Origin of the sequence: Sphingomonas sp. BK036 (assembly GCF_004216825.1) — a bacterium.
Taxonomy (GTDB): domain Bacteria; phylum Pseudomonadota; class Alphaproteobacteria; order Sphingomonadales; family Sphingomonadaceae; genus Sphingomonas.
Window position 1 is genome coordinate 103,612 of record NZ_SGXR01000007.1, and the last position, 24,784, is coordinate 128,395.

The following is a 24,784-nucleotide window of genomic DNA, read 5'->3' on the forward strand; positions in this document are numbered from 1 at the left end:
TGCTCGGACCTCGTCGGAAAAGTCGAGCACCGGGCCAGTTACGTCCGCATCTGGCACCACGTCAGTGACGCGCAGCAGAGCGATGCCGAGCGATGGCTTACCCAGCTCCTGCATTCAGTGACTCAGCTGTGGAGTGGACGTCGCGTAGACGATACGGCGCAACCCGACGAGCCCGTGCGCTGCTGCACACATCGCGCAATGTTCGCCAGAAGTGTAGACGACAGCATGTCGCCGCTCGTCTGGCGACAGATGTTCGACTGCCCAGCGCGCGATCGCGAACTCCGGATGGCGTGTTGGGTCCCCGCCGCCCGTCCGATTTCGATCCTCGAACAACACAATTCCGTCGCGCGATACAAGGATCGAGCCGAATGGTTGATCGCCCGCGTCGACCGCTGCTGTCGCCAGCGCAACGCACCGTTGCAAATGCCGTATGTCCACGTCGCTCATTAAATTTCCTCGAAAAAACGGCCGTTAACGGCGGGCGGTATACAGACGACCCAATTCCGAGTTGGATCCGGCGACTAGGTCCGTACGACGCGCGGGAACTCTGTCCCCATCTCGAACGGTATGCCGGTGCAATGTTGAGCCGACCGTGACCGACTTATCCTGCCGCTGCTCCAAGGCTTGCTCATGGACCGGAAACATCGACTCATGACGGCTACGGATTTGAAAGGTAGACAAGCCATTCGTGCGGGCGTTCGCCTGCTACGATTCAAGAAGTCTACCCAAACGCTTGGCCGGATTGGGCTGTGGGCTGTGCTATCGGCCCGAACGGTCCGTAGCGCGCTACGTGACGACTTCGGCATAGCAGCGAGTTCGATTGCGTTTGCCGCCTTCCTGGCACTGATCCCGCTCGCCGGCGTCATTGCGGGCGTTTATGGCATGGTGGTTCCGCGGACCGCGGTTGCTGGCAATATGGACAAGATCGTCGCTATCCTGCCGGTCAGCGCGCAGCATCTGGTGGCCGCGAACGTGAATCGCGGACTTGCCAGCGGTCGCGGCGGGATCGTTGCGCTGATCGTGTCGCTCGGGATCGCGCTGTTCAGTGCGCGTCGTGCGGGCCGGTCGCTACTTCACGGCATTAACCTTGCCTATCGGATCGAACGCGAGCGTAGCGGACTGCGTCGACAACTGGTGTCGACGATCGTCGTGCTGGGCTGCGCCGCGCTTGTACTTACGGCGCTTGTCTCGCTGTCCGTCCTCACTTTCCTGCAGAGCTATGTTCCCGACGGACTGCCGGGTGCCCGGTTGGCGTCGGCGATTACGCTGTTCGGTTCATTGACGCTCGGCGCAGGTGGCGGCCTGATCATGCTTTATCGCTATGCCCCGGCGTCGGAGGCGATCCCGTGGCGCAGCGCCCTGCCCGGCACGATCGCCGGCGTCGCCCTGTGGCTGACCGCGACGATGATGTTTCGCGCCTATGTCGCGCGGTTCGCGCGCTTCGACGACACCTATGGCTCGTTGTCTGCGGTCGTGGTGCTGATGCTCTGGCTGATGGTGTCGGCCTGGGCCCTTCTGCTCGGCGCGCGGCTCAATGCCGAAGCCATGCGCCATGCCGGCGAACACATAAAGGAACGTGCCGAATGACCGAGATCCCCGTGCAGGACCGCTATCGCAACCGCCTGCTCGGCATCATCACCGCGATCCTGCTGATCGCCGCGCTGCGCATCGGCTTTGCGGTCATCATGCCGATCGCCTTTGCCGCGATCATCGTCGCCGCGCTCTGGCCGCTGAAACGCTGGCTGGCGAGGTTCATGCCCTCTTGGATCGCCTATACGCTGACCCTCCTGTCGCTGGTTACGATCCTCGGAGCGTTCGCCGCGGCGGTGTACCTCTCGGTCGGCCAGGTGATCGGCGCGGTGGCGTCGCAATGGGCAGGTCTCGAGCGCGGTTATAACCACCTCGCCACTTGGGCGGCGGACCGCGGCGTGCCAATCGCCGGTACGATCAACCGGCAGCGGATCACGACTCTTGTCCAGATGCTGGGGAGCGGCGTCTACGCCTGCGTCACCTATGTCGGGTTCATCGGGATCGTCGTGATGCTCGGCCTGCCCGAAGTGCCACGACTGCGGCGCAAGCTGTACGAGATGTTCGAGGGTGGAGCGCGACGCGACATGCTCGAAGTCGGCGAGGAAATTTCCGGCCAGATTCGCCGCTATCTCGGCACCACGCTTGCGACCAGCATCCTGACCGGCGTCGCATCGTCCCTATGGTCATGGATGACGGGACTCGAGCTAGTGCTGGTCTGGGGTATCATCAACTTCCTGCTGAACTTCGTCCCCGTCATCGGCAACATTGTCGGCATCGTCCCGCCCGTGCTCTTCGCGTTCATCCAGTTCGGCGGGTGGCAGATGCCGTTGCTGGTATTCGCAGGATTCGTGGTTCTACAGATGACGATCAGCAACGTCGTCTACCCGATCCTGCAGGGCAAGCAGCTGTCGCTGTCCCCGCTCGCGATCATCGTCGCGATGACGTTCTGGAGCTGGGTATGGGGCATCGCCGGAGCACTGATTGCGGTGCCACTGACCGCGGCGATCGTGATGATCTGCGGCCAGTTCGATCGCAGCCGCTGGATCGCCAAGCTTTTGTCGTCATGATGATCGGGGACAACGACCGCTCGAGGAACGCAGCATGAGGCAATGGTCATGGATCCTGAAGCGGATCGTCCGGCAGATCTGGTTCCGCGCGGCGATCATCAGTCTGCTCAGCGTCGCGCTGGCGATCGGCGCCGGGCTCGTCACGCCGTATCTACCTTACACGTTCGATGCCGATATCGGGCAGCGATCGGTCGGTACGATACTCCAGATCATGGCCTCCAGCATGTTGGCAGTCACGACCTTTTCCCTGACCGCGATGGTCAGCGCCTATTCCTCGGCGACGCAGCTCGCGACACCACGCGCGACCCAGCTGATGGTCAGCGACCCGACCTCGCAGAACGCGCTGTCGACATTCCTGGGCGCCTTCGTCTTTTCGATGGTGGGCATCGTCGGGCTGAACACCAGCGCCTACGGCCATGACGGCCGGATCATCCTGTTCGCGGCGACGGTGCTCATCATCCTTCTGGTGGTCGGCACGCTGTTGCGCTGGATCGGTCATATCACCGCGTTCGGACGGATGGCCGACGTGATCGACCGCGTCGAGGAGGCCGCGACCAAGGCAATGCGGGATTTCGCCGCGCATCCGTATCTCGGTGGGCGGGCTCCTGTCGCCATCCCCGCCGACGCCGTGGCGCTCAGCGCTCCGCAGACCGGCTATATCACGCATATCGACGTCGCCGCGCTCGGCACCATCGCTGACCGCCACGGTTTGACGGTCTATGTCGACGTCTTGCCCGGCGCGATGATGCACCCCGCGCGTACGCTCCTGCAGGTCAAGGGGGAGCCGACCCACTCGGTCCAGACCGCCCTGGTCAGGACCTTCACGATCGAGCGACATCGCTCGTTCGATCAGGACCCGCGGCTGGGCTTGATCGCATTGTCCGAGATCGCGAGCCGTGCGCTGGCGCCGGCAACCAACGATCCGGGCACGGGGATCGAGGTCCTCAATGCCTTGCTGCGCGTGTTCCTGACGCTCCGGCCGAGCGCATCGCGCCTTGATGACAAGGTCGAAACCCATCCGGTTCACATCGGCAGACCGACAATGGCCGATATGCTGACGGACGCGTTCGGGCCGATTCTGCGCGAAGGTGTTCAAGAGGTCGAGGTATCGCTGCGGCTGACAGCGACGCTGGCGGCGCTGCACGCGAACCTGCCTGATGCAAGAGTCGCGATCGAACGCTGGGCGCACCGCCACGCAAAGCGGGTGACGACCACCATCACGGATCCTGACGATCTGACGGCCTTCGATACGGCTTACAGGAAGCTCTGGCGTGCTTGAGGCTGGGGCATAATCCCTGATTGCCGGGCAACCCCTTCGAAATACGGGGTCACCAGCAGATGCGGCATTGCTAGTGCCGCGATGCCGGCAAATAGCGACCGCACGCCCGAAGAGTCCCATCGCAGCAGTAACCCGCCCACGATCCCCACCAGCGTCACGGCCGCGACGAGGACCGGGGCCGTGGTACGAAGGTACGCGGTGGTCGTGACGCACTGCAAGCGATCGCGACGCTCTTTCGTCTGCGGCACCGCGTGCAGCACGAGGAACCCCACTGAAAACCCGACGAGCGGGGGTAGAACCAGAAGTGCCGTCGTTCCAACCAAGAGACGTCGATCGTAACGTGCTACGCCGATGATCGCGAGGCACCCGGCGGCTATGCCACCGGCAATCGCCAGACTGCTGACCATGGTCGGCAGACTTGATGCTTGAACGCCGGCAAGATCGAGAATGCGGGTCAGGCTCGCCGCATGCAGCGTCGCAGGCGTGGCAACCAGGCTTATGCCGCGGGCCATCCTCTCGAACGGCCGGCTTGCCGGGGCATCCTCAAGGCCAAAATGAACTGCGGATGTCAGCAGAAATGCGGGAAGTGCGATCGCGGGATCGACGATCCACCACCAGAGACAGACCAGTAGCGCGGAAACGTACAGTGCCAGGAATGCCGGGCGTCGCCGGTGCTCGATGATTTCAAGATCGCTACCGCCGTGCACCATGCCGACGATGCCGACCGCGATAGCTGCGAACGTAAGCTGTACGGCGAGCGAACAGAAAGAGGCGATCGAGGCCGCCCCTAAAAGGAAGCCCCAGCTTAGGGCCGGGGCGTATCGTGTCATGCCCGGTAGCCGCGTTCGCCGGCATGCTGCGCGAACGCCGTGTCGAGGTTGGCCGCCGCGTAGAACGCGTAGACGACCTTGGCGATGACATCCATGATCAGGAATACCCAGACCGAAGCGGGATCGGTGATCAGCTTCAGACCCTCCGGCCCGACCAGGAAGACGATCGGGTAGAGGAACCAGATCAAGGTCAGGAAGATGAGGTTCTTGGCGTAAGCCGTGCCCAACGCGGCGCCACGGCTAAGAGCCTGTGACCGCAATGGACCCCAGAGCAAATACAAGACGCCGAGAAACGCGACGCAGGACCATCCGTACCAGATCCATTTCGCCAGCGATGGGGCGGCAAGCGACGATATCAGGCCCGTGACGATCATCAGGACATCGAGGACGATGACCGACGTCAGATACCCGCCGACTTCACCTGTCTTTCCGTGCTCGTGGAACGCCAGCAGCACCAGCCCGGACAATAATATCGGCGTCGTTACCGACCAATCGACATAGCGTGCCAGATAGGTCGCCGAGCCGTCGCTGTTCATCAGCGTGCCGATCCCGAAGGCCATTGCGAGATACGCGGTTGCCGCAATGAACGGGACGCTGGCGTGCAGGAGCGTATGATGACCCGACGGCTGCGTCTTCTTACCCGTCGCGTATATCGCCAGCGACGCGACCGACATCACGCTGAAGCCGATCAGAAAAGCGGTTTGATCCACGAGGGAGCCCCCTATCATGAGGACGACCCAGCGCCGACCTTAAGCCCCTAACATCGCGCACATGTTTTGGGTCCTAGCTCGCAATAAGTTCATGAATGCGTCATGTTTGGCGACGTCACGACAGACTGATGCTTACGCCTTCGGGAAGTGGACAGCCGCACGAAGCCCTGGCGCGTTGTCGCCCAGCGTAAGCGAGGCACCATGAACGCGGGCGGCGACCCGCGCGATGCTGAGACCAAGGCCACTGCCTTCGGAGTGACGGCTGGTATCGAGCCGAGCGAAGCGGGTCATGGCATGCTCGCGCTGGTTGGCCGGTATACCCGGTCCCGTATCCGCCACGACGAGCGTGACCCCATCGAGCCTGCGCGTAAGCGTCACCCGGATCGACCCGCCGGGCGGCGTGTACTTGATCGCGTTGTCGAGCAGATTGGCGACGATCTGCCCCAACAGCGAACGAACGCCGCCTACCGTCACCGGCGTGGTCTCGATCGCAAGGTTCAGACCATGATCGTCTGCCAAGGGTTCGAACAACTCCACGGCCTCGATCACGATCGCCGTCAAATCTACCGGAACGAACTCGCTGGCCATCGTTGTCTCTGCTCTAGCCAGTCGTAGCGTGTCGTCGATCGTCCGGAGCAAGGCATCGAAATCTCCGCGCATATCGGACGTCGCACCATTTTGATCCCCGCCAAGGGCCGCAAGTTCGAGCCGAGACCGGATCCGCGTCAGCGGCGTCTTGAGATCATGAGCAAGCGCATCGGTCGCGGTTCGCAGCGAATCCACGAGGCGTTCGATCTCCGCAAAGCTATGGTTCAGTGTCGCTGCAAGGCGGTCATATTCATCGCCTCGCCCCGTCACGGGCAAGCGCTCGTCCAGATGCCCGGCCCGAAAACGATCGCCGGCGGTGCTGGCGGCATCAAGGAAGGCAAGCCCGCGCCGGCTGTACCAGAAGCCGAACAGCAGGCCGATTACGCCGGTAGCCGCGAGTGACCAAGCCAGCGCGGAAATATAGCGGTCATGCAGCAGGCGGCGATCGTCCGAGAGGCTGCCGACGAGCAGTCGATAGTCGCTGCCGAGAAGCACCGTCCGCGCGGCGACCTGTCGCTCGATGACCGTGCCCCGCGTCGTCGCGACCTGCGTATCGAACGTACGATACCCGGTACGGTCGATCTCACTGGGCCATTTTGCCAGGTTTCCAGCGACCGGCTGGCCCGAAGCGTCGGTCATAAGATAGATGAAGTCTGTAACCCGCGGGCGCCCGACCGCACGCGACACTGACTGTGCGACGGCAAATGGCCCCTCGCTCTGATACCGCTCAATAAGCCCTGCCGTCTCGTCGTCGACCGCTGCCTGCGCGCGGGCGTCGAGCAGGCGTACCGTCTGGACATATTGTACGCTCAGGGCGATCCCCGTCGCGATTAGCGCAATCAGCGTGATCCAGAGTGCACCGCGCAGAGCGGCTGTCGACGGCCAGCGCATCGTCAGACAGCATCCAGCCGATAGCCCGAGCCGCGGACGGTTCGGATCATCGGACTATCGTCTGGACCGTCGATCTTGGCGCGCAGGCGGCTGACATGGACGTCGACAACGTTCGTCCCCGGATCGAAATTGTAATCCCAGATCGCCTCGATCAGCATCGTCCGCGTCACCACCTGCCCGGCATGGCGGGTCAGATAGTCGAGCAGTTGATACTCCTTGTTGAGCAGTTCTATACGCCGGCCCTTGCGCATGGCCGTGCGGCCGAGCAGGTCGAGCGTCAACGAGCCCGTCTGGCGAGTGCCTTGCGTTGTGTCGGGGTCGCGGTGGCGACGGACTATCGCCTCTAGGCGTGCAACGAGTTCGCCAAACGAGAAGGGCTTGGCCAGATAATCGTCACTGCCAGCCTGAAGGCCCGCAATCCTGTCATCCACCTGCCCGAGCGCCGACAAAAGCAGTACCGGCGTCCGATCGCCTTTTGCACGCAATGCCTTCAGCACCGACAGTCCATCGAGTTCGGGCAGGTTCCGGTCGAGAATGATCGCGTCATATCGGCCGACGATTGCGGCGGTGAGGCCGTCGATGCCGGTGGCGGCGTAATCGGACACGTGGCCAAGCTCTACCAGCCCGCGGCGAACAAAGTCTGCGGTCTGTGCATCGTCTTCGATCAGGAGCAGCTTCAAGGCCGGAAATTTCCCTTCGAGGTACCAAGGGAGCGGACGCGTGTACCGCCCCCCGGTTCCATCGGCTCAGGACTGGCCTATCGCTTCGCCTGCGATACGCAGGTTCAGAGAGACCTGGCGGCCATCACGCAGTACCTGTGTCGGAACGATCGAACCAATCCGAGCCTCCGCTACAGCGCGGGCAAGATCGCGCCCATTATCGACCGGCCTGGATCCGAAGCGCCGAACGACGTCGCCGCGTTGCAGGCCCGACCGCGCGGCTGCCCCGCCCTGTTCGACCGCGGCGATCAACGCGCCCTTGGTCGCGTTCGAACCCATCGCGCTGGCGATCTCCGGTGTCAGGTCCTGCAACGAGACGCCAATCCTGCCGCGCGACACGTGGCCCGTTTGCGCAATCTGAAGCGCGACCTTCCGCGCCATGGCGGCAGGTATCGCAAACCCGATGCCCACATTGCCGCCAGTCGGGGAGAAAATTGCGGTGTTCACGCCGACGACCCGGCCCGCGCTATCGAACAGCGGACCACCCGAGTTGCCGGCGTTGATCGCAGCATCGACCTGCAGAAAATCGTCGTAAGGCCCCGCCCCGATTTCTCGCCCACGTGCGGATACGATGCCTGATGTCACGGTGTTTCCAAGGCCGAACGGGCTGCCAACGGCAAACACACTGTCTCCGACGCGGATATGGTCGCTGTCGCCCCATTTGATCGGGGTGAACTTACCCTGCCCGTCGATCTTGACCACGGCGACATCGATTTTGGGGTCACGACCCAGAACGCGACCGGAGAATTCGCGGCCGTCCGACATCTGGACGGTAACGCGGTCGGCACCGTTGACGACATGGTTGTTCGTGATGACGATCCCGGATGCATCGACAATGAACCCCGAGCCAAGCGATCCGCGCTGCTGGCCTTGCTGTTGTGGCGCCTCGGATTGCCCACCGCGATCCTGCATGCCGAACCCGAACAGCTGACCCAGTCGATCGGCCAGTTCGCCGTCATCCGATCCGAACTGCGTCGGTTCGAATTGCTGCTCCTGCACAGACGCGGGCTTGACTTGGATTTGAACGACGCTTGGTCCGACAGCCTCGACCATGTCCGATAGCGAGGCATGCACCCCTGTCGACGCGACAGCAGCGGGCCCGGGTGCCGTGAACCGCTCGGCGATGCTGGTGCGGCCGTCATCCGCGGCAATCGCCCCGCCTGCGACACCGACGAGTGCCGTGGTTCCCAGCGCGACGGCAGCGATCAGCGGGCGTACGGTCAGGCGACGGTTGAGTATCACAGTCTTTCTCCTCGTCCTGTGAGCATGTGCTCCTTTTGGGACCGGACGATGAGCGCCGCCTGTTGCGAACATTACATCGCTGTAATCTTACGGGGCAGCCTGCTTGCCCGGTGCTACACCGCCGCTTTGGGCGCCGGGCGCAGCTTGGTCGGTATCGACCGACCACCTCAGGCGAAGGCGGCCGCCCGCACGCCCGGGTTCCGCCCGCCCCCCTCGCGCAACGATGCCCTCTGCTGTTGCCGTGCGCTGTCGCAAGCTCCCACCCGATACGGCGAGCGTGCGCGCGAGCCGCGCCGATGCCCAGCTTGCTTCGCCGAGCGTCTGATCGTCGATAACCCCCGAGTCGATAATGACGTCCGGCAAGACGACGTCGTTCGGTGGATCGAGAACGACGTGCCAGTCGGCTATCGCAGTGTCGGCCCGTCGTTCCAGATCGCGGTAGCCAGCAATGCCGAGGCCGGTCAGCGGCGCCGCAGCGGCGCGGATCGTTCGCGCGGCTAGATCAAATTGCACGGACGATAGAGGAACGCCTGCGATCAGGGCGACGTCTGCGATCGCACGATCACGCTCGCGCGCGGTGCGCAGTGCATCGCCATTGCCCGCCCGCGCGATCTGTGCGGCCTCGACAGCGCCGGTTTCCGGTGAAATGCGCACCTGGTCGACATGGACATCGACTGGTCGCGAGAGCCGTCGGCGAAGGTCGGCCGCGAGCTTGCGATCCGCGCCCGGTTCGATCCGCGGCGTCAGCATGACCGCGCGGACACGGACCGGGTTCGCGCCATGGTCGATCTCGACCTGGCTCAGTCGCGCGCCGGGCGGAAAATCCTCGCCCAGCGCATCGCGCACCTGCCGCTGCGCGACCGCCTCGAACGCGATCCGGCGCAGCCCTGCGCCGAGCGGGATCGACAGGACCCCGATCGCGACCGCGAACAGCACGAGTTGCCAGCCGGTATGGTGCGGCGAGAGATGGCTGCCAAACCCGTAGCAACGTGCGACCAGGGCCGCCGTCAAGGCGATGGTGATGGCGTTGGTCATAAACAGCAGCAACGCGCCCGAGAAGACCACCCAGTTCCATGTCGCAACGCCGAACCCGACTACAACCAGCGGCGGCATGAGGGCGATCGCGATGGCGACCCCGACGACCGTACCCCCGCGCCCGCGGATCAGCGCATAGCCCCCTGCGATTGCCGACAGCAGCGCGACGAGTAGGTCGAACAGCGTCGGCTGCGTCCGCCCGGCGATTTCGCTGGTGATAGTCTGTACCGGCGACAGCAGGATGAGCACGACGGACAGCGCCACCGCGATCGCCGCGCCCAGAATCAACGCCGTCGCGGCGCGGCGTATCTCGTGAAAGTCGAGGGTGGCGATGCCGAAGCCCAAGCCGATGATCGGCATCATCAGCGGCGACAACAGCATGGCGCCGATCAGCACCGCGACCGACGGCATCAGCAACCCAAGCAAAGAGATCGCGGCCGAGATGACGATCAGGAAGGCATAGCGCCCCGACCACCCCGCTTCTTCGGCGATCTGTCGCAGGACGCCGTCATGGTCGACGCCTTCGGTAGCCTTGGCCATCCACGCCCGGGGGAGCGTAACGAATTTTGATAGGCTTAGATGGATCGGTTCGTCTCCGTCATGGCGAAGGTCTTCGACAGACCATGGTACAGCTTCTCGCGGCACACCCACTGGCTGGCCGCGTCCGCTATGAACGCGGTCGCGAACATCGGCAGCATGAGGCCGCGGCTCGCCGTCGTCTCCGACAGGATGATGACCGCGGTCAGCGGCGCACGGACGACGCCCGCGAAATAGGCGACCATGCCCAGGATCACGATCGCGCTGGCAGGCTCGCCAGGGAAGATCTCCCGCAGCAGGTTGCCGACGCCGGCGCCAACCGCGAGCGACGGCGCAAAGATCCCGCCCGGCAGGCCCGCGATCGCCGTCGCGGCGGTGGCGACCAGCTTGGCGGGCCCGAACCAGAGCGGCGCGTCCACGCCGACGATCATCGCGCGCGCCGGCGCATAGCCGGTCCCCCATGTCAGCCCGGTCACGACGCCGAGCATCGCGACGACACCCCCGCAGATACCGGCGAACGCGACGGGATGCGCGCGCGTCCATCCCGTCACGCGAGTGCGGCTGACCGCCATCGCCAGGAGGATGCGCGAGAACAGCCCGCCGGTCATGCCACCCGCGATCCCTGCTACCGGCGCGACGAGCAACGCGGACAGCAACGGCATATGCGCACCGATCGCACCGAAATAAATATAGTCGCCCTGCACCGACTGCGCGACCATCCCCGCGATGACGATCGCGGCCAGGACGAGCAGAGTCACCCTCTGCTCATAGGCGGATGCGAGCTCTTCGATCGCGAACAGCAGCCCGGCGAGCGGTGTGTTGAACGCCGCCGCCACACCCGCAGCACCACCAGCGATGACGACCCCGCCCCGCAAGGGCACGCGGACAAGACGGTGCGTGAATCCCATGACGGACGCCGCCAGCTGGACGGTCGGCCCTTCCCGACCGACCGATGCGCCACCCAGCACCGCGCCGATCGTCAGCACCGCCTTGGCCGCCACGGTCCGGATCGAGATGAGCGTTCTGATGGCGTCGTTCGGATTGGCCTGCGCCGCGATTACCTGCGGAATACCGGATCCCCGTGCGAGCGGTGCATAGCGACGGGTCAGCCAGACCAGCCCCATGAAGGTCAACGGCGTCGTGATCAGTGGCATCCAGTGCCAGGTCGCGGCAAACCAAGCGAAAACTTCGCCCGCCCAATCGGCCGCCTCGGCAAACAGGGTCGCGACGATCCCGATCAGGATCGCGCCGACCAGGATCGCGCCACGCGTCCGAAACTGCGTCGATCGCGGTCCGCGTGCGCGAAGCAACGCCCTATATCGCGACGGCGTCCAGCGCTTGGACGGTAAAAGGCGATTGAAGAGGCCAGCCATGCGGCCCTTTTAAGTCCCGCACCCGATTAGGCTACCCTCGGCACCGAGCGCAGCTGGGGTTCAGAACCGCAATTGGACGCTCACGCCCCTTCTCTCGCTTCCTCACTCCGGACCTGTCCGCAGAAACCGCGGCTACACTGCCCCGCTTACCAGCTGCTGCATCTGAATTGACGAAGTCAGCTGTAGCGCTGAATCTCGGCGCCGATGGAATGGCAGGCAGTAGCCTAAGTTTTCTTCGAGAGCCGGTGCTGGCACCTAGCGGGACGATCGGTAAATCAATGAAAAGCGGCATCGATGTTTACACGGAACGACGGTGTAAGGGGCGCCATAGACCTTTGTTACCGGGAGGGCTTCATGATCCGCCGTCACCTTGCCGTACTACTAGCCGGTGAATTCCTGCTCGCACCCGTTGCCCCTGTCACCGCCCAGAACACGGTTCGCTTGATTTCAGCGCCCGACAAAGCGCAGGGCAATCAGGTTCATCCGCAACTGCTCGTGGAGTTCGGCGGCGCGTATAAGGGGTTGCAGGCGACATTTGTTGAACGCGGCGGCAAGCGTGTCGCAGTCCAGTCTGGCCTCTCGAATGCGGGCAGCGACTTTACCGTTACTCTGCTAGACTCCCAGGTCGAGAACGCCTTGGCCACCGAACGCGGGTACATCTACGTCACCCGTCAGCAGCTCGCACTAATGACCTCGGAGGTAGAACTCGCCTCCGTGATGGGTCATCAGGTAGACCATGTGGCCGCTCGCCACGCCGCCTCGCGCAACACGCGTGCGACGATCGGTGGCCTGCTTGCTCGCGGCGTCAGCCTTGCTGCGAAAAGCCATCTCTCGACCCGGATCGCCGGCCCTGGTGCGCAGCTATACACCGTGAAATACGGACGCCATCAGGAATATCAGGCCGCGGCGCTTGGCGTCCGCTCAATTCTCGCTGTGAGCTACTCGCCCCATGCCTCGGCCGACATCCTAGCGGCGCTCGATGGATCGACTGGGCTGATGGCGCAGGCCAGCGGCTCCGCATGGTCTGCGCCGATATGGGCATCAACGCATCCAAATGGAGCCGATCGTTTACAACGCGCAGCGGCACTCGCGACGGCCACCGGCGGGCCTGAGCTGGCAATCGCCCAGAATACGGCGTTCCTCCGTATGCTCGATGGCCTGCCTTATGCTGACGGCAAAGAGGGTCGCAAGGTCCTTCGGATCGTCACTGCTGGCGCAAAGGACGCGATCGGTACGTTGAGCCAGCGCATGGCAGTAGCCGCCAGCAACCGCCAACGCTTTGTTATCGTCAATGGCCTCCCGGCTGACGAACCGGTGAAGCCCGGGACGCTCGTAAAGCTGTTGGTCGCCACACAACCGCGAATACGACAGTCGGCGAAACTGCGACCGTGGATGACGTGCAACACTTGGGCATGTCAGGGACGCTGCCCGCGGATGTGAACGCGACGTACGCCAGTGCGTTACTATGCCTAGAGAAGGGGCGCCTCCCCTTGGAACGCTAGGACACAAGATGGCAGACCCCTTTACGATTGCAGTACCCGACGAGAGGCTCGCCCTCATCAATGCCAAAGTCGCATCATTCGATTGGGGCGAACTGCCGGACGCCGGAGGCTGGGAATCAGGTGTCGGCGTTGCAGACCTCAAGCGTCTCGTGGACTATTGGCGCACGCGGTTTGACTGGCGCGCACAGGAACGTCGCCTGAATGCTCTACCCCACTTCACGACCGAGGTGCTGGGCCAAAAGCTCCATTTCATTCATGCACGGGGTGATGGTTCGCGCGCCCCGTTGCTTCTGCTGCACGGCTGGCCGGGCTCGTTCATCGAATTCGAAGCGCTAATCGCACCGTTAGTCGCCGACGGCTATGACGTCGTGTTGCCCTCGCTTCCGGGTTACGCCTTCTCCGGGCGCCCCGCCGCACCGATTGGACCGCGCCAAACTGGCAAGATTATGCATGGCCTGATGACGGAACTGTTCGGTGATGCTGGCTATCTGGTGCAAGGTGGCGACTGGGGAGCCGCAATCGGAGGCTGGATGGCGTATGATCACCCTGAAGCCATCGACGCCCTGCACCTCAACATGGTTCTCCTCCAAGCTGCAGACGTATCGCCAAAGACGCCCGACGAACTTGCCTGGGCAGCACGACGCGCGACACTGGCCAAGGAGGAAACCGGGTACTCGCAAGAGCAGGGCACACGTCCGCAGACGCTGGGTATCGCCATGGCGGACAGCCCCGTCGGCGTTGCCGCCTGGATCCTGGAGAAGTTCGGTGCATGGGCAGACGTGCCGCGCGACAAACAGGGCCGCCCCGATCTTTGGCAGGCTTTCAACGAGGATACGCTCCTCACCAACATCATGCTCTACCTCGTCGAGGGGTCATTCATCACATCGACCTGGATGTACCGCGGCCGCGTGTTGGAGGGGTCGGGTCAATTTCCGCCCGGCAGTCGCATCAAGGTGCCGACCGGCGTTGCGGCCTTTCCCGATCCGGTCTTTCCGCCCCCCCCGCGTTCGCATGCTCGCAAGACCTACAACATCGTCCACTGGAACGAGATGGAGGCAGGCGGCCATTTTGCGGCGCTAGAACAACCAGAACTCCTGCTCGCCGATATGCGACGCTTCTTTGCAACTCAGGCTTCTTCGAAAGTCCGCCGACGACGTCGGTTGATCGGTGTGGCTGGTTTCGTCAGTGTCGCTGCCATAGGCCTCTGGACGCTGATAGACGGTAATCGACGTCCAGAGCATACAGGAACCCGAGACCGGGCCACCTACCCGCCACTGGATGTCCCAAAACCTATCGCCGACGGTGTTTGGATCGTCGATAGCGGACCGATAAACGCGATGGGCCTTGCATTACCTGTGCGCATGACGATCGTTCGGCTTAATAGCGGGGATCTGTTGCTTCACTCGCCAACGCCCTTTTCAGCCGAGGTGGCCAAGGCCGTCGAGGCACTTGGACGAGTGCGGCATCTGGTCGCACCCAACATCGCGCACTGGACGTTCCTTGCCGACTGGCAACGGGCCTACCCTGAGGCAACCACATGGGCAGCGCCCGGGCTACAAGATCGGGCACAGGTTCGCGCATCGACGGTGCGGTTCGATGCAGAACTGGGTGAGACTGCTCCAGCCGAATGGGCAGACACACTTGATCAGGGCATCGTGCCAGGAGGTGCTGGCTTTAACGAGGTCTGGTTCTTCCACCGGCAGAGCAAAACGCTCTTGCTCGTCGACCTGATCGAGAACCTCGATCCTGGCAAGCTGCCGCCTATCGCGCGACTATTGATGCAGGCATCCGCTGCCACCGACGGCACGACCGCACGTTATCTGCGGCTACCAGTACGACTAGGCGGCGCGGATGCTAAAAGGGCTGTGCAAACAATCGTGGCGCTCGAGCCTGACCGGGTGATCTTCGCTCACGGTCGACCGTTCGAAAGCAATGGTGCGGCGCAATTGAAGCGTGCTTTCGACTGGCTGAGTTAGGCACCTTTTCGCAGCCTCTTTGCCGAACTCCATTGGGGCAGTTCGGCAAGGGGGCGGCACCGTGCATTGGAAGGGTTTGCGCGTTGCGCGTTGAAGACGTTAACAAGGAAGCTCCAATGTGGTTTTCCCGTCCCTACGTCGCTTCCCCGCAGCGGTATGAAAGCGGAATGCCTATCGACGGACAGGCCGTAGCGGACTGAGGCTGCCGGCAATCAGCCTGGGGCTATGGCAGAATTTCGGCGGACACGACGTGTTCGAAACGGGGCGAGCTATCCTGCGTCAAGCCTTCAATCGTGGCGTGACTCACTTCGATCTCGCTATCAACTACGGGCCGCCATATGGGTCGGCGGGAGAGAATTTCGGGCGCGTCCTCAACTCTGATTTCGCTGCCGACCGCGACGAACTCATTATCTCTACCAAGGAGGGCTGGGACATGTGGCCCGGGCCGTACGGTGATGTCGGCTCATTCAAAAAGTACTTGATTGCGAGCTGCGATCAGAGCCTCAAGCGGATGAACCGCGACTATGTCGACATCTTCTATTCGCACCGGGTGGATGCCGCGACCCCGCTCGAGGAAACGATGGGCGCGCTGGTGCAACTCCATCGACAGGGCAAAGCATACTATGTGGGCATCTCCTCCTACGAGCCGGGGCTTACTCGTCGAGCGGCTGAGATCCTGGCCGAGGAAAAGGTGCCGCTGTTCATCCACCAGCCCAGCTATTCGATCCTAAACCGGTGGATCGAGCAGGGCCTGCTAGTGACGCTGGCGGATCTGGGGATCGGCTGCATTGCCTTCTCACCGTTGGCGCAGGGCATGCTGACGAACAAATACCTCAAGGGCGTCCCGCAGGATGCGCGAGCCACCCGTGACGGGTCGCTCTCGCAGGCCTTGCTCACGGATCAGAACCTCGGCGCCATTCGCACCTTGAACGATATCGCAGGTGAGCGCGGACAGACGCTCGCTCAAATGGCGATCGCGTGGGTTTTGCGTGACTCGCGGGTCACGTCGGCGCTGATCGGCGCACGCACCGTAGGACAGCTCTACGACTCCCTGGACGCGATCAAAATGCTCGGTTTCTCCGCCGAGGAACTCGCTGCCATCGATAAGGCCGCCGACGACGGTGGCGTCAATCTCTGGTCGGGATCGTCTGACATTACTGCTCTTCCAGCACCGCAAGGGGTACCGGACTGAACGGTAGCGCTCACTACCCGATTGTAGTCATCCACCACCCGATTCCGCATCCCGTATCGTCCATTCCTTGATCGGCTAAACAGCAGCTCTCGGCGGGACGAGGCGAACCGAACCGGTATCTTGGATCAAGGCTCGGTTGCGAACAAAGTAGCGTCACAGGACGAAGCGCGGGAAGCCAGCGGACAAACCGCCAAAAGCTACCGGCGGATGGCCATACCCGGTCCGCCGGCCGATGTATGGAGGCTGGAGGAGCACGCGTGTCCGCCGCATGCCCCCCTACCTAATCATTCTTCGGTGCCGCTCCGGGACGTATCGAGGTCAATGTCCTCGCCCGCATTGCCACCGCCAGCCCCCGATCCGCTTCCGTGGACCTCGCCGGTTTTATTATCGATGTAGGCGCGCTTGCCGGCTTCCGGCGGGATGTCGCGACCGTCGGCAGCTTCGTCGGTGCCAGCGTCGTGGGCACCGTCACGGTTCTGCAAATGGCGCTCCGCTGCATGGTCAGCGCTGTCGTACTCATCGCCGGAGTAGCCCTTGCCCTTGCCAAAACCGTCAGCGGTTCGATCAGCGTCGCCCGATTTGAGGCTGACGTTGTCGACAGGCTCGGGCGTGTTCTTGTCGGTCATGATTATCTCCGTGGTTGCACGGTCGTCAACGCACGACTGGGCAAAAACCTCCCAACTTCCGCCGGTCATTCGCGGATTCCGCGGCAGCGCTGGTCTTGGGTTTAAGCGGTCGGTCGAAGTGGTTGTCCAGCCGGCGCGGCGCAGGAGGCCTGGCTGTTCAAGGGGCTCGATCGGTCGAAGGCGCGCTGGAACCTGATCGCGCAGCAGGTCTGCCTGATGAACCTCGGCTATCACGAGGCAGGACAGCCCGAGCAACTGGGGTCGATGGATCCATGGTCGGGCTATATGAACAGCCGTCGCCGCCTGCTCGCGCATATCGACACGCAATGCCAAGGCAACGTCATGACCGTCAGCGGCGACGCGCATCGTCATTATGGCGGCGGCGACCTGATCCAGGATCACGGCAACGGGAAGATCATCAGCAGCGAATATCTCGCAACCTCGATCAGTTCAGGCGCGGACGGCGTCGGCGAGGACGACGACTACACACGCTCGTTGCGCGCCGAGAACCCGAATCTCAAGGCCCTGACGGACCGCCGTGGCTATGTTCTGTGCGACGTCGGGCGCTACCTGTGGCGCGGCGACCTGAAGGTGCTGGACACGATCGCAACGCGGAACGGAACGCTGTCGACCCACGCCAGCTTCGTCGCCTAGCGCGGCAAGCCGGGCTTGCAGCGAGCGTGATGACGTCACGGCGAACCCGGACGTTTATCGTCGCGCTACGACGATCTTCGGGAGTGACGTGATCGGTTCGACCGTGATTGCCCGGAACCACGTCTCCGCGCCTTCGGATTGCAGCTGAATCTGGCCATGCGTCAGCGGCCGCCGGGTGCCGTCGGGCGCGATCGTCGCCAGGTCGTGCACTTCGGCGACCGGTACGCCGTTGACGACATGCACCGCGCGGTCGCCGACGACATACAGGTCGAGCGTGTTCCACGCCCCGATCGGACGCTCGGCATCGGTCGCCGCCTCGACGTTCCAGGTCGGGGTACCGTTGACGATGTCGATTTCGCGGCCGCCGGCGCGGAAGCGAAGATGCGGTTCGGCCAACGAAGGATCGAACGTCACGCCGGTGCGCCCGCGCACCTTGCCGCCCACCGCGACGATCATGCCGGTCGATCCGGTCATGATCTCGAACTCGACCGATGGACGCCAGGTCCCGAAGACTTCGCCGGCGGTGCCGTGGGTGTGATAGAGCAGCCCGTTGTTGCGCGGCAGCGTCGCGCGCGGCGCCCAAGTCTTCGCCCCCCATTTGAACTGCAGCCGCAGGTGATAGTCGCCAAGGTCGGCAGTGTTGACGAGGCTGCCCCAGGTCTCGCCCTTCACCCAGATCGCGGGGGCACCGTCCACGGCGCGCACGGCGAAGTCGCCGCTGGTGTCTCGGCTGGTACCGACTGGCGGCGTGCCCGGCTTCGATTGGTACGTGGTCGAGGGGTCGGCATAACCGAGCCAAGGCGCCCAACCCTCCAGGGTACGCCCGTCGAACAAGGCGGTCGGCTTGCTGGTCGGCACGGGTATGTCCGTCAGCGTCAGCCGCTGCGCTGCCTTTGCCGGTTCGCCCGTAATGGCGCGTGCCCTGTCCTTGGACGTTTGCGCGGTCGCGGGGGCGGACAGCACCAGAAGTGCCACCAATGCTCGATCAACCCACATAAACATTCCCCCTCAACCTTCGTCCGACCAGCGATTACTCTATTCGTGTAGCGCTGTATCGATACGAGTTGAACGTCGGCCCTTCACCGAAAGTCGGGCCAGTCTGACGTAGCTCGAAAATTTCTACGCTGGCGCGCCTAGCGATCAATCGGCGAGGCGCTCGGACAGGAAATCGACGAACACGCGAACGCGCGCGGGGGTTTGGCTGCCACCGACGAAGACCGCGTGAATGAGTTCGACGTCACCGGGGTTAAAGTCTTCGAGGATGGGTATCAATCGGCCGGCCGCGATGTCGTCGACGACACTGAATGCGCCGACACGCGCCACGCCCACGCCGGCAGCCGCGAGTTGGCCGAGCGTCTCGCCATTATTGGCCTCGATATTTCCTTTCACCGACAGCACGATGTCCTCGCCATCCCGGCGGAACGGCCAAATCGGCTCGGCCCGGCGGAAGTTGAAGTTGAGGCAGTTGTGCGCGAAAAGGTCTTCAGGCACGACCGGTGTCCCGTACCGTGCCAGATAGTCCGGTGCCGCAACGATCACCCGGCCGCTTTCACCGAGTTTGCGCGCGGTCAGCAGGCTGTCGGCAAGCGCGCCAAACCGGACCGCGACGTCCCCCTGTCCGGCGGCGATATCGACGATGCCATCACTCAGCGCGAAATCGACCAGAATGTGGGGGTATAGCGCGGCGAATTCACCGAGCAGCGGCACGATACAGAGCCTCCCATGCGATAGCGCGGTGCTGATCCGCAACCGGCCGCGGGGGGCCCCCTGGTCGGCGAGCTGCTGTTCGGCATCGTCGAGGTCTGCGAGGATGCGCCGCGCGGTCTGGAGATAGGCTTGTCCCTCCGCCGTCGGCGTCAGCGCCCTGGTCGATCGCAACAGGAGGCGCACGCCAAGCCGCGCCTCGATCCGATCGATCGACCGCGCGACAGCGGACGGTGTCAGGCCAAGCGTCCGCCCGGCCGCGGAAAAACTGCCCTCACGCATCACCGCCGCGAAAACCTCCAGCGCTCGCGCACGATCGGCGCCCATGCCCGCCTTTGCGTCCATATCAAAAGTCCTTCGCGGTGCCGTCACCTTATCCGGCGCGGCAATATCGGCCATCTATGCGCCAACGCCGCAGTTAGGGAAATGCGCATGGACTATCGACAATTGGGATCATCGGGCCTGCGCGTACCGGCGTTGAGCTTCGGCACCGGAACCTTCGGCGGCACGGGGCCGCTGTTCGGCGCCTGGGGCCAGAGCGACGAGGCCGAAGCGCGACGGCTGGTCGATATCTGCCTCGAGGCCGGTGTGACGATGTTCGACACGGCCGACGTCTATTCCAACGGCGCATCCGAGACAGTGTTGGGCGCCGCGATAAAGGGACGGCGCGATGCGGTGCTGATCTCGACCAAGACGGGCTTGCCGATGGGCGACGGGCCGCAGGACTGGGGCGCGTCGCGCGGGCGGCTCATCCGCGCCGTCGAGGAATCGCTCCGCCGGCTCGGGACCGATCATATCGATCTGCTGCAGCTCCACGCGTTCGATGCCTTTACACCGGCCGAGGAGGTGATGGGCACGCTCGACAGCCTGATCGCCGCGGGCAAGGTGCGCTACGCAGGAGTGTCCAACTATCCGGGCTGGCAGTTGATGAAGGCGCAAGGCATGGCCGAGCGCAACGGCTGGCCGCGTCTCGTCGCGCATCAGGTCTACTATTCGCTGATCGGCCGCGCTTACGAGGCCGACCTGATGCCGCTCGGGGCGGACCAGGGTGTCGGCGCGCTGGTATGGAGCCCGCTCGGCTGGGGCAGGCTGACCGGCAGGATCGGACGCGACCGGCCGATCCCGGAAGGCAGTCGGCTGCACGATACCGAGCAGTTCGCGCCACCGGTCGAGTCCGAGCATCTCTACCGCGTGATCGACGCGCTGGAAGCCGTCGCCGCCGAGACGGACAAGAGCGTGCCGCAGGTCGCGATTAACTGGCTGCTCCGCCGCCCGACCGTCGCGTCCGTCATCATCGGCGCGCGTAACGAAGCGCAGTTGCGCGACAATCTGGGTGCGGTCGGATGGGCATTGTCGCCCGATCAGGTCGCGGTGCTCGATGCGGCCAGCGCCGTACTGCCGCCCTACCCCCATACCCCGTATCACCAGCAGGAGGGCTTTGCCCGCCTGAACCCGCCACTGGTCTGAGGAGGCGAACGATGAAGCTCAATCCAGGCTTGCTGGCGCTTGCGGTCGGTGCGTTCGGCATCGGGGTAACCGAGTTCGCGCCGATGGGGCTGCTGCCCGTCATTGCCGGCGACCTCGGCGTATCGATCCCGAGCGCCGGACTGCTCATCAGCGCCTACGCGCTCGGCGTCGTGATCGGCGCCCCGTTGATGACACTGACGACGGGGCGCGTCCCGCGGCGGACGCTGCTGATCGCGCTGACTGGTATATTCACGGCGGGTAATGTCTTGGCAGCGCTTTCGGGCAGCTACGGCATGCTCCTGGCGGCCCGACTCCTAACCTCGTTCAACCATGGCGCCTTTTTCGGGGTCGGCTCGGTCGTCGCAGCCAGCCTTGTGCCGGCCGAGCGGCGCGCAGGCGCAGTGGCGGCGATGTTCATGGGCCTGACGATCGCAAATGTCGTCGGGGTGCCGCTTGCGACATGGGCGGGCGAACATCTCGGCTGGCGCTCGTCCTTCTGGGGCGTCTCCGCGCTGGGCGTCGTCACGATGGCAGCGCTCAGGCTGACGCTTCCCGCACTGCCGGCACCGTCCGATAGCAACGCGATGGCCGAACTCCGCGTCCTCACGCGTGGCCCGGTGCTCGGCGCGCTCGGCCTGACCGCCGTTGGGGCGAGTGCGATGTTCACCGTGTTCACGTACATTACACCGATCCTGCGCGACGTGACGCATGCCTCGCTTGGCTTCGTCACCGCGATGCTGGTCACCTATGGTGTCGGGCTGACGGTCGGCAATTGGCTCGGCGGGCGCTTCGCCGATCGTTCGGTCGACCGCACGCTGATCGTCACGCTGGGCTCGCTCGCGCTGATCCTGATAGCCTTCGCGATGCTGATGCCCTTCAAGGGGCCGACCGCCATACTGATCTTCCTGTGGGGCGTTGCCAGCTTCGCCTTGGTCCCGCCGCTTCAGGTTCGTGTCATGCACGCGGCCGCCGATGCGCCCAATCTTGCTTCGGCAATGAATATCGGCGCGTTCAATCTCGGCAATGCGATCGGCGCAGCGGTGGGCGGCGGCGTCATTGCCGCCGGTCTTGGCTACCCCGCAGTGGCGTTAGCTGGTGCCGGCGCCTCGGTGCTCGGCTTGGTTGTGGTAATCGGGAGTGTGCGCGCAGGAAGGGCATCCCCCGCCGCCCATGATCGAAATAGCGGCGACCAAAAAAGTTTACCCGCAGCCCAAGCCGCTCGCCTCCGTCCATAGTTCAAATGACCCACAAGCGGACACTGACGGCCTCTTCCCAGTGCACTGAAACCGGTCGTTCGTTCACGTAAAAGCGGGGGGCAAGAGGACTAGAAGCGCCACTTAAGGGTTACCACCGCAGCGGGTGTTACAACTGCAGGGTTTTGGCTTTGAATGACATGGAGCTTCGTTTCTGCGTTAAGCGGCCCGGTGAACTCACCGCGTAGCGGCTTCGGTGTAAATTTTGCCTTATCCGCGTCAGAAATCCAGATGTTCATGTTCTTGGGAGCGCAAACGATGATTTCATCGGCCGGGCTGCGGTCTGCGCATGTCGCTTCTTTATGATGGACCTTCTCAAGATCAAATTCGGCCATCCGCGGCGTGATGGTAGTCTGAGCACCAGACGCCGCAAAAAAGGCAGCCAAAGCTGCGGCCATTATCATGAAGCATTCCGTACGAGCACAGCCTCATCTCCTGCCACGGCAATACTTATCGGCTGTTCCGATGGCGACCGTGCCGGTTCAATTTTCACATTATTTGGACAACAACATGGCTGGCGGGGGAAAAGCAGTGATCTATGGCGGTCGCAATCCACCCCTCCATCCCAATCATCGCTTCCCTTTTGAGAAAAGGCCCAGCGCGAAACTTACATGCTGGGATCAGGACCGATGAGGTCAATAAACTTGCCGTCTGAGTCGAGCATGATCCCCACGAGAAGGGTGCGATCGGGGTAGACGAGCGTAAACTCGTCAAACCCGAACCCATTAGGCCGTCGAAAGCGGATGGCCTGCGGAACCCCGAGCGGTTGCAGGCGCCGGTGCGTGGCCGCCAGCGCCGCGCGGCCTGCCTCTGAGGCGTCCGTTTTCATCAACGTGTAATCAGCCTCAGGCGCGGTACGGCCGGCAAAGAGGCGGCGCAGCATCGCCTCTCCGCCCTTGAGCGGAACGGTCCTCTGCGCGAAGACTGAGACGGGGGACGCCGCTTCGATCGTAGCGGCAGCGGGCACTTGGCCGAGGCGGCGTAGCGTCGTGGCGAGCGCATTCGCGGCGGGGACTTTGAGATCGGGCTGCACACCACGTCCTTCCCAGTTCGATCCGGTAACGGGGCTCTCCGCGCGACCGGTCGGGATAAACGCCATGACACCGTGTCCAATGGAAATACGCTCCCCGGGGTTCGCTCCGCCACCGGTCACCTCGCCGACAACGGTGCCGAGCTTCAGCGTCTGCATGTCGTAGGCGAGCTCCTCGCCGCCCGAAAAGGTATTGCCGCTCGTAAGGACATAGGCAGGCACACTGGGGAAGCTGACCGGGGTCGGCTCGCTGAAGAAGGAATCGCGCCTGAACTCAGTGGTCCCTGCCTTACGCTCAACGATGCTGTTGATCTTGGTCCGCTGGCCCGCAGCAAGAAGATAGCTGACCAGGTAGCTTACCGATGCCGGATCTCCACCACCGTTGCCGCGCATGTCGAGGATCAAGGCGCGACTGCCCTTCAACCCCGTCATCGCGCGGTCGAGCGCTGGTTTGAACGCCCAGGGGTTGGCGAACCCGTCGATTTGGAGATAGCCGATCCCGCCGGGCAGCCGATCAGCGCGGACGATCCCGGCCTCGCCGGCTGGCATCGACGCAACGCTCGACGCTGGCCGGTTCGTTGTGTCGAACACCATCAGATGTTTGTCGGTCATGACGCCGCGGAGGTCCTCGGTCAGTCGCGTGGCGAACGCGGACCGATCCACAATCCGATCGTAGGCGCCCGAGGCTGCGGCGGCGGTGATCGCGGCGGCCCCCTTCTCGCCGACAACCGGATATATGTATTTGCTGCTCAACTCGGTCGACAAGCGCGCCACGATCGCTGTGCGAGAGGCCGCGTCGAGATTCGAAGTCCGTGCAGGCGTGGCCGAAGGCGTGGAGGTTTGAGCGTCGGCAGACGGTGGCATGGATAAAGTTAAAAAAGGGAGGAGCATCATGAGCGCATGGCGACGGCGGGACATCGATTACTCCTTGGTCGATTTGAGAGCGGCGAGACGCGTTGTGATCGATGACGCATCAAGCTGGGCGTCAAAGCGATCAAGGACTGAGATCAGAGAAGCGTCGATGTCCGCAAACAGGCCATCAAACAGGGCGTTGAGGTCCGCGTTGAAAGCCCTTAGGGCGGCGGCCTCGTGACGCGCCTTCTCCGTCGGACTTAAGACCCGTCGCCGGCCATCGGACGGATCAGCGTTGACCTCGACCAAGCCTCGCTCTTGGAATTCCCGTGCCATGCGAACGATAAGCGGGTGAGACAATCGCAGGCATCGCGAGATTTCTACTACCCCGATCTGTTGGTGCTCAACGATCAGCAACAACATCGAAGCGCCACGCGGTGGAACGTCGAGGCCTAGCTGGAGAAGGACTCCGCTTATCTGATCGACGATACGGTCCGACGAACGGCGCAGTCGATGCGCTAGGAATGCGCTTCCGTAGGACTCGATGTAGTCGGCCATCTTCGAAGGATGTTCGGTAACAGGTTACGTGTCAAGTTACGTACCTTAGGCTCCGTTTATCAACAAGGAGAACTACGACTGCCCAGGTTTATCGGAACGGTTGGTTTGCAGCGCGACACCGACCCATTATCGGCCCCCGAATGCCGATCGGCTACCCGATATTGCCAAA

Annotated in this window: 21 protein-coding genes and 2 pseudogenes; 9 read left to right on the forward strand and 14 right to left on the reverse strand. The window is 63.4% G+C overall.

The annotated features are described in order from the left end of the window. Nucleotides 1-114: 114 nt before the first annotated feature. The gene (locus tag EV283_RS16325) at nucleotides 115-447 is read right to left on the reverse strand and encodes a nucleoside deaminase (protein WP_130327140.1); all 333 of its coding nucleotides are present in this window, start codon (nucleotides 445-447) and stop codon (nucleotides 115-117) included. 183 nt (nucleotides 448-630) lie between these two features. On the opposite strand from EV283_RS16325, the gene EV283_RS16330 reads away from it, so the two are divergent. Genes EV283_RS16330 through EV283_RS16340 form a run of 3 tightly spaced genes read left to right on the forward strand, consistent with a single transcriptional unit; the run spans nucleotide 631 to nucleotide 3,876 of the window. Further along, entirely contained in the window at nucleotides 631-1,587 is a 957-nt protein-coding gene (locus tag EV283_RS16330; RefSeq protein WP_130327142.1) for a YihY/virulence factor BrkB family protein, read from the forward strand. Next, nucleotides 1,584-2,597 carry an AI-2E family transporter gene (locus EV283_RS16335; RefSeq protein WP_130327144.1) on the forward strand — a complete coding sequence of 338 codons (1,014 nt, stop codon included), beginning with the start codon at nucleotides 1,584-1,586 and terminating at the stop codon, nucleotides 2,595-2,597. The genes EV283_RS16330 and EV283_RS16335 overlap by 4 nt, the downstream gene beginning before the upstream one ends. A 34-nt stretch (nucleotides 2,598-2,631) precedes the next feature. After that, nucleotides 2,632-3,876 carry a DUF2254 domain-containing protein gene (locus tag EV283_RS16340; protein ID WP_130327146.1) on the forward strand — a complete coding sequence of 415 codons (1,245 nt, stop codon included), beginning with the start codon at nucleotides 2,632-2,634 and terminating at the stop codon, nucleotides 3,874-3,876. Here the strand turns inward: EV283_RS16340 and EV283_RS16345 are convergent. The 7 genes from EV283_RS16345 to EV283_RS16375 form a co-directional block, all read right to left on the reverse strand. Continuing rightward, nucleotides 3,852-4,706 carry a Brp/Blh family beta-carotene 15,15'-dioxygenase gene (locus tag EV283_RS16345; protein ID WP_130327148.1) on the reverse strand — a complete coding sequence of 285 codons (855 nt, stop codon included), beginning with the start codon at nucleotides 4,704-4,706 and terminating at the stop codon, nucleotides 3,852-3,854. The two genes, EV283_RS16340 and EV283_RS16345, sit on opposite strands and share 25 nt — an antisense overlap. Then, complete coding sequence (locus EV283_RS16350) at nucleotides 4,703-5,416, reverse strand: bacteriorhodopsin (protein ID WP_130327150.1); 714 nt, start codon at nucleotides 5,414-5,416, stop codon at nucleotides 4,703-4,705. The genes EV283_RS16345 and EV283_RS16350 overlap by 4 nt, the downstream gene beginning before the upstream one ends. A 132-nt stretch (nucleotides 5,417-5,548) precedes the next feature. Continuing rightward, nucleotides 5,549-6,895 carry a HAMP domain-containing sensor histidine kinase gene (locus EV283_RS16355; protein WP_130327152.1) on the reverse strand — a complete coding sequence of 449 codons (1,347 nt, stop codon included), beginning with the start codon at nucleotides 6,893-6,895 and terminating at the stop codon, nucleotides 5,549-5,551. 2 nt (nucleotides 6,896-6,897) lie between these two features. Further along, nucleotides 6,898-7,575, reverse strand: a complete 678-nt coding sequence (locus EV283_RS16360; protein WP_130327154.1) for a response regulator transcription factor — start codon at nucleotides 7,573-7,575, stop codon at nucleotides 6,898-6,900. A gap of 66 nt (nucleotides 7,576-7,641) precedes the next feature. Further along, a complete protein-coding gene (locus EV283_RS16365) occupies nucleotides 7,642-8,928 on the reverse strand; it encodes a trypsin-like peptidase domain-containing protein (protein ID WP_130327156.1) in 1,287 nt (428 codons plus the stop codon). Nucleotides 8,929-8,943: 15 nt separating this feature from the next. Beyond that, entirely contained in the window at nucleotides 8,944-10,431 is a 1,488-nt protein-coding gene (locus EV283_RS16370) for a DUF389 domain-containing protein (RefSeq protein ID WP_130327158.1), read from the reverse strand. A 35-nt stretch (nucleotides 10,432-10,466) separates the two neighbouring features. Further along, the gene (locus EV283_RS16375) at nucleotides 10,467-11,801 is read right to left on the reverse strand and encodes a chloride channel protein (RefSeq protein WP_130327160.1); all 1,335 of its coding nucleotides are present in this window, start codon (nucleotides 11,799-11,801) and stop codon (nucleotides 10,467-10,469) included. A gap of 354 nt (nucleotides 11,802-12,155) precedes the next feature. Here EV283_RS16375 and EV283_RS16380 point away from each other — a divergent pair, with 354 nt between their 5' ends. The 3 genes and pseudogenes from EV283_RS16380 (at nucleotide 12,156) to mgrA (ending at nucleotide 16,471) form a co-directional block, all read left to right on the forward strand. Then, complete coding sequence (locus EV283_RS16380) at nucleotides 12,156-13,241, forward strand: M48 family metalloprotease (RefSeq protein ID WP_130327162.1); 1,086 nt, start codon at nucleotides 12,156-12,158, stop codon at nucleotides 13,239-13,241. A 70-nt stretch (nucleotides 13,242-13,311) separates the two neighbouring features. Continuing rightward, nucleotides 13,312-15,279, forward strand: a complete 1,968-nt coding sequence (locus tag EV283_RS16385; RefSeq protein WP_130327164.1) for an alpha/beta fold hydrolase — start codon at nucleotides 13,312-13,314, stop codon at nucleotides 15,277-15,279. Between the two features lie 116 nt (nucleotides 15,280-15,395). Beyond that, nucleotides 15,396-16,471: pseudogene (mgrA, locus tag EV283_RS16390) on the forward strand (L-glyceraldehyde 3-phosphate reductase). A gap of 284 nt (nucleotides 16,472-16,755) precedes the next feature. Here mgrA and EV283_RS16395 read toward each other — a convergent pair. After that, nucleotides 16,756-17,097, reverse strand: coding sequence for a hypothetical protein (locus EV283_RS16395; protein ID WP_130327166.1), 342 nt, complete (start codon nucleotides 17,095-17,097; stop codon nucleotides 16,756-16,758). Between the two features lie 144 nt (nucleotides 17,098-17,241). Between EV283_RS16395 and EV283_RS16400 the strand changes: the two are divergent. Then, nucleotides 17,242-17,751, forward strand: a pseudogene (locus EV283_RS16400) (alkaline phosphatase D family protein); the annotation flags it as partial. Between the two features lie 54 nt (nucleotides 17,752-17,805). On the opposite strand, the gene EV283_RS16405 reads toward EV283_RS16400, so the two are convergent. Together EV283_RS16405 and EV283_RS16410 are read right to left on the reverse strand one after the other, a co-directional pair. Continuing rightward, a complete protein-coding gene (locus tag EV283_RS16405; RefSeq protein ID WP_242616025.1) occupies nucleotides 17,806-18,726 on the reverse strand; it encodes a DUF1080 domain-containing protein in 921 nt (306 codons plus the stop codon). 165 nt (nucleotides 18,727-18,891) lie between these two features. Then, nucleotides 18,892-19,800: a LysR family transcriptional regulator gene (locus tag EV283_RS16410; protein ID WP_130327170.1), complete on the reverse strand. Its 909-nt coding sequence runs from the start codon at nucleotides 19,798-19,800 to the stop codon at nucleotides 18,892-18,894. An 87-nt stretch (nucleotides 19,801-19,887) separates the two neighbouring features. Between EV283_RS16410 and EV283_RS16415 the strand changes: the two genes are divergently transcribed. Together EV283_RS16415 and EV283_RS16420 are read left to right on the forward strand one after the other, a co-directional pair. After that, nucleotides 19,888-20,922 carry an aldo/keto reductase gene (locus tag EV283_RS16415; RefSeq protein ID WP_130327172.1) on the forward strand — a complete coding sequence of 345 codons (1,035 nt, stop codon included), beginning with the start codon at nucleotides 19,888-19,890 and terminating at the stop codon, nucleotides 20,920-20,922. A gap of 11 nt (nucleotides 20,923-20,933) precedes the next feature. After that, the gene (locus EV283_RS16420; RefSeq protein WP_130327174.1) at nucleotides 20,934-22,157 is read left to right on the forward strand and encodes an MFS transporter; all 1,224 of its coding nucleotides are present in this window, start codon (nucleotides 20,934-20,936) and stop codon (nucleotides 22,155-22,157) included. 89 nt (nucleotides 22,158-22,246) lie between these two features. On the opposite strand, the gene EV283_RS16425 is transcribed toward EV283_RS16420, so the two are convergent. The 3 genes from EV283_RS16425 to EV283_RS16435 all read right to left on the reverse strand — a co-directional run bounded on the left by EV283_RS16425 (nucleotide 22,247) and on the right by EV283_RS16435 (nucleotide 24,615). Then, complete coding sequence (locus EV283_RS16425) at nucleotides 22,247-22,579, reverse strand: hypothetical protein (protein WP_130327176.1); 333 nt, start codon at nucleotides 22,577-22,579, stop codon at nucleotides 22,247-22,249. Nucleotides 22,580-22,782: 203 nt separating this feature from the next. Beyond that, nucleotides 22,783-24,123, reverse strand: a complete 1,341-nt coding sequence (locus EV283_RS16430) for a S41 family peptidase (protein ID WP_130327178.1) — start codon at nucleotides 24,121-24,123, stop codon at nucleotides 22,783-22,785. Between the two features lie 3 nt (nucleotides 24,124-24,126). Then, nucleotides 24,127-24,615: a MarR family transcriptional regulator gene (locus tag EV283_RS16435; protein ID WP_130327180.1), complete on the reverse strand. Its 489-nt coding sequence runs from the start codon at nucleotides 24,613-24,615 to the stop codon at nucleotides 24,127-24,129. Between the last annotated feature and the right edge of the window lie 169 nt (nucleotides 24,616-24,784).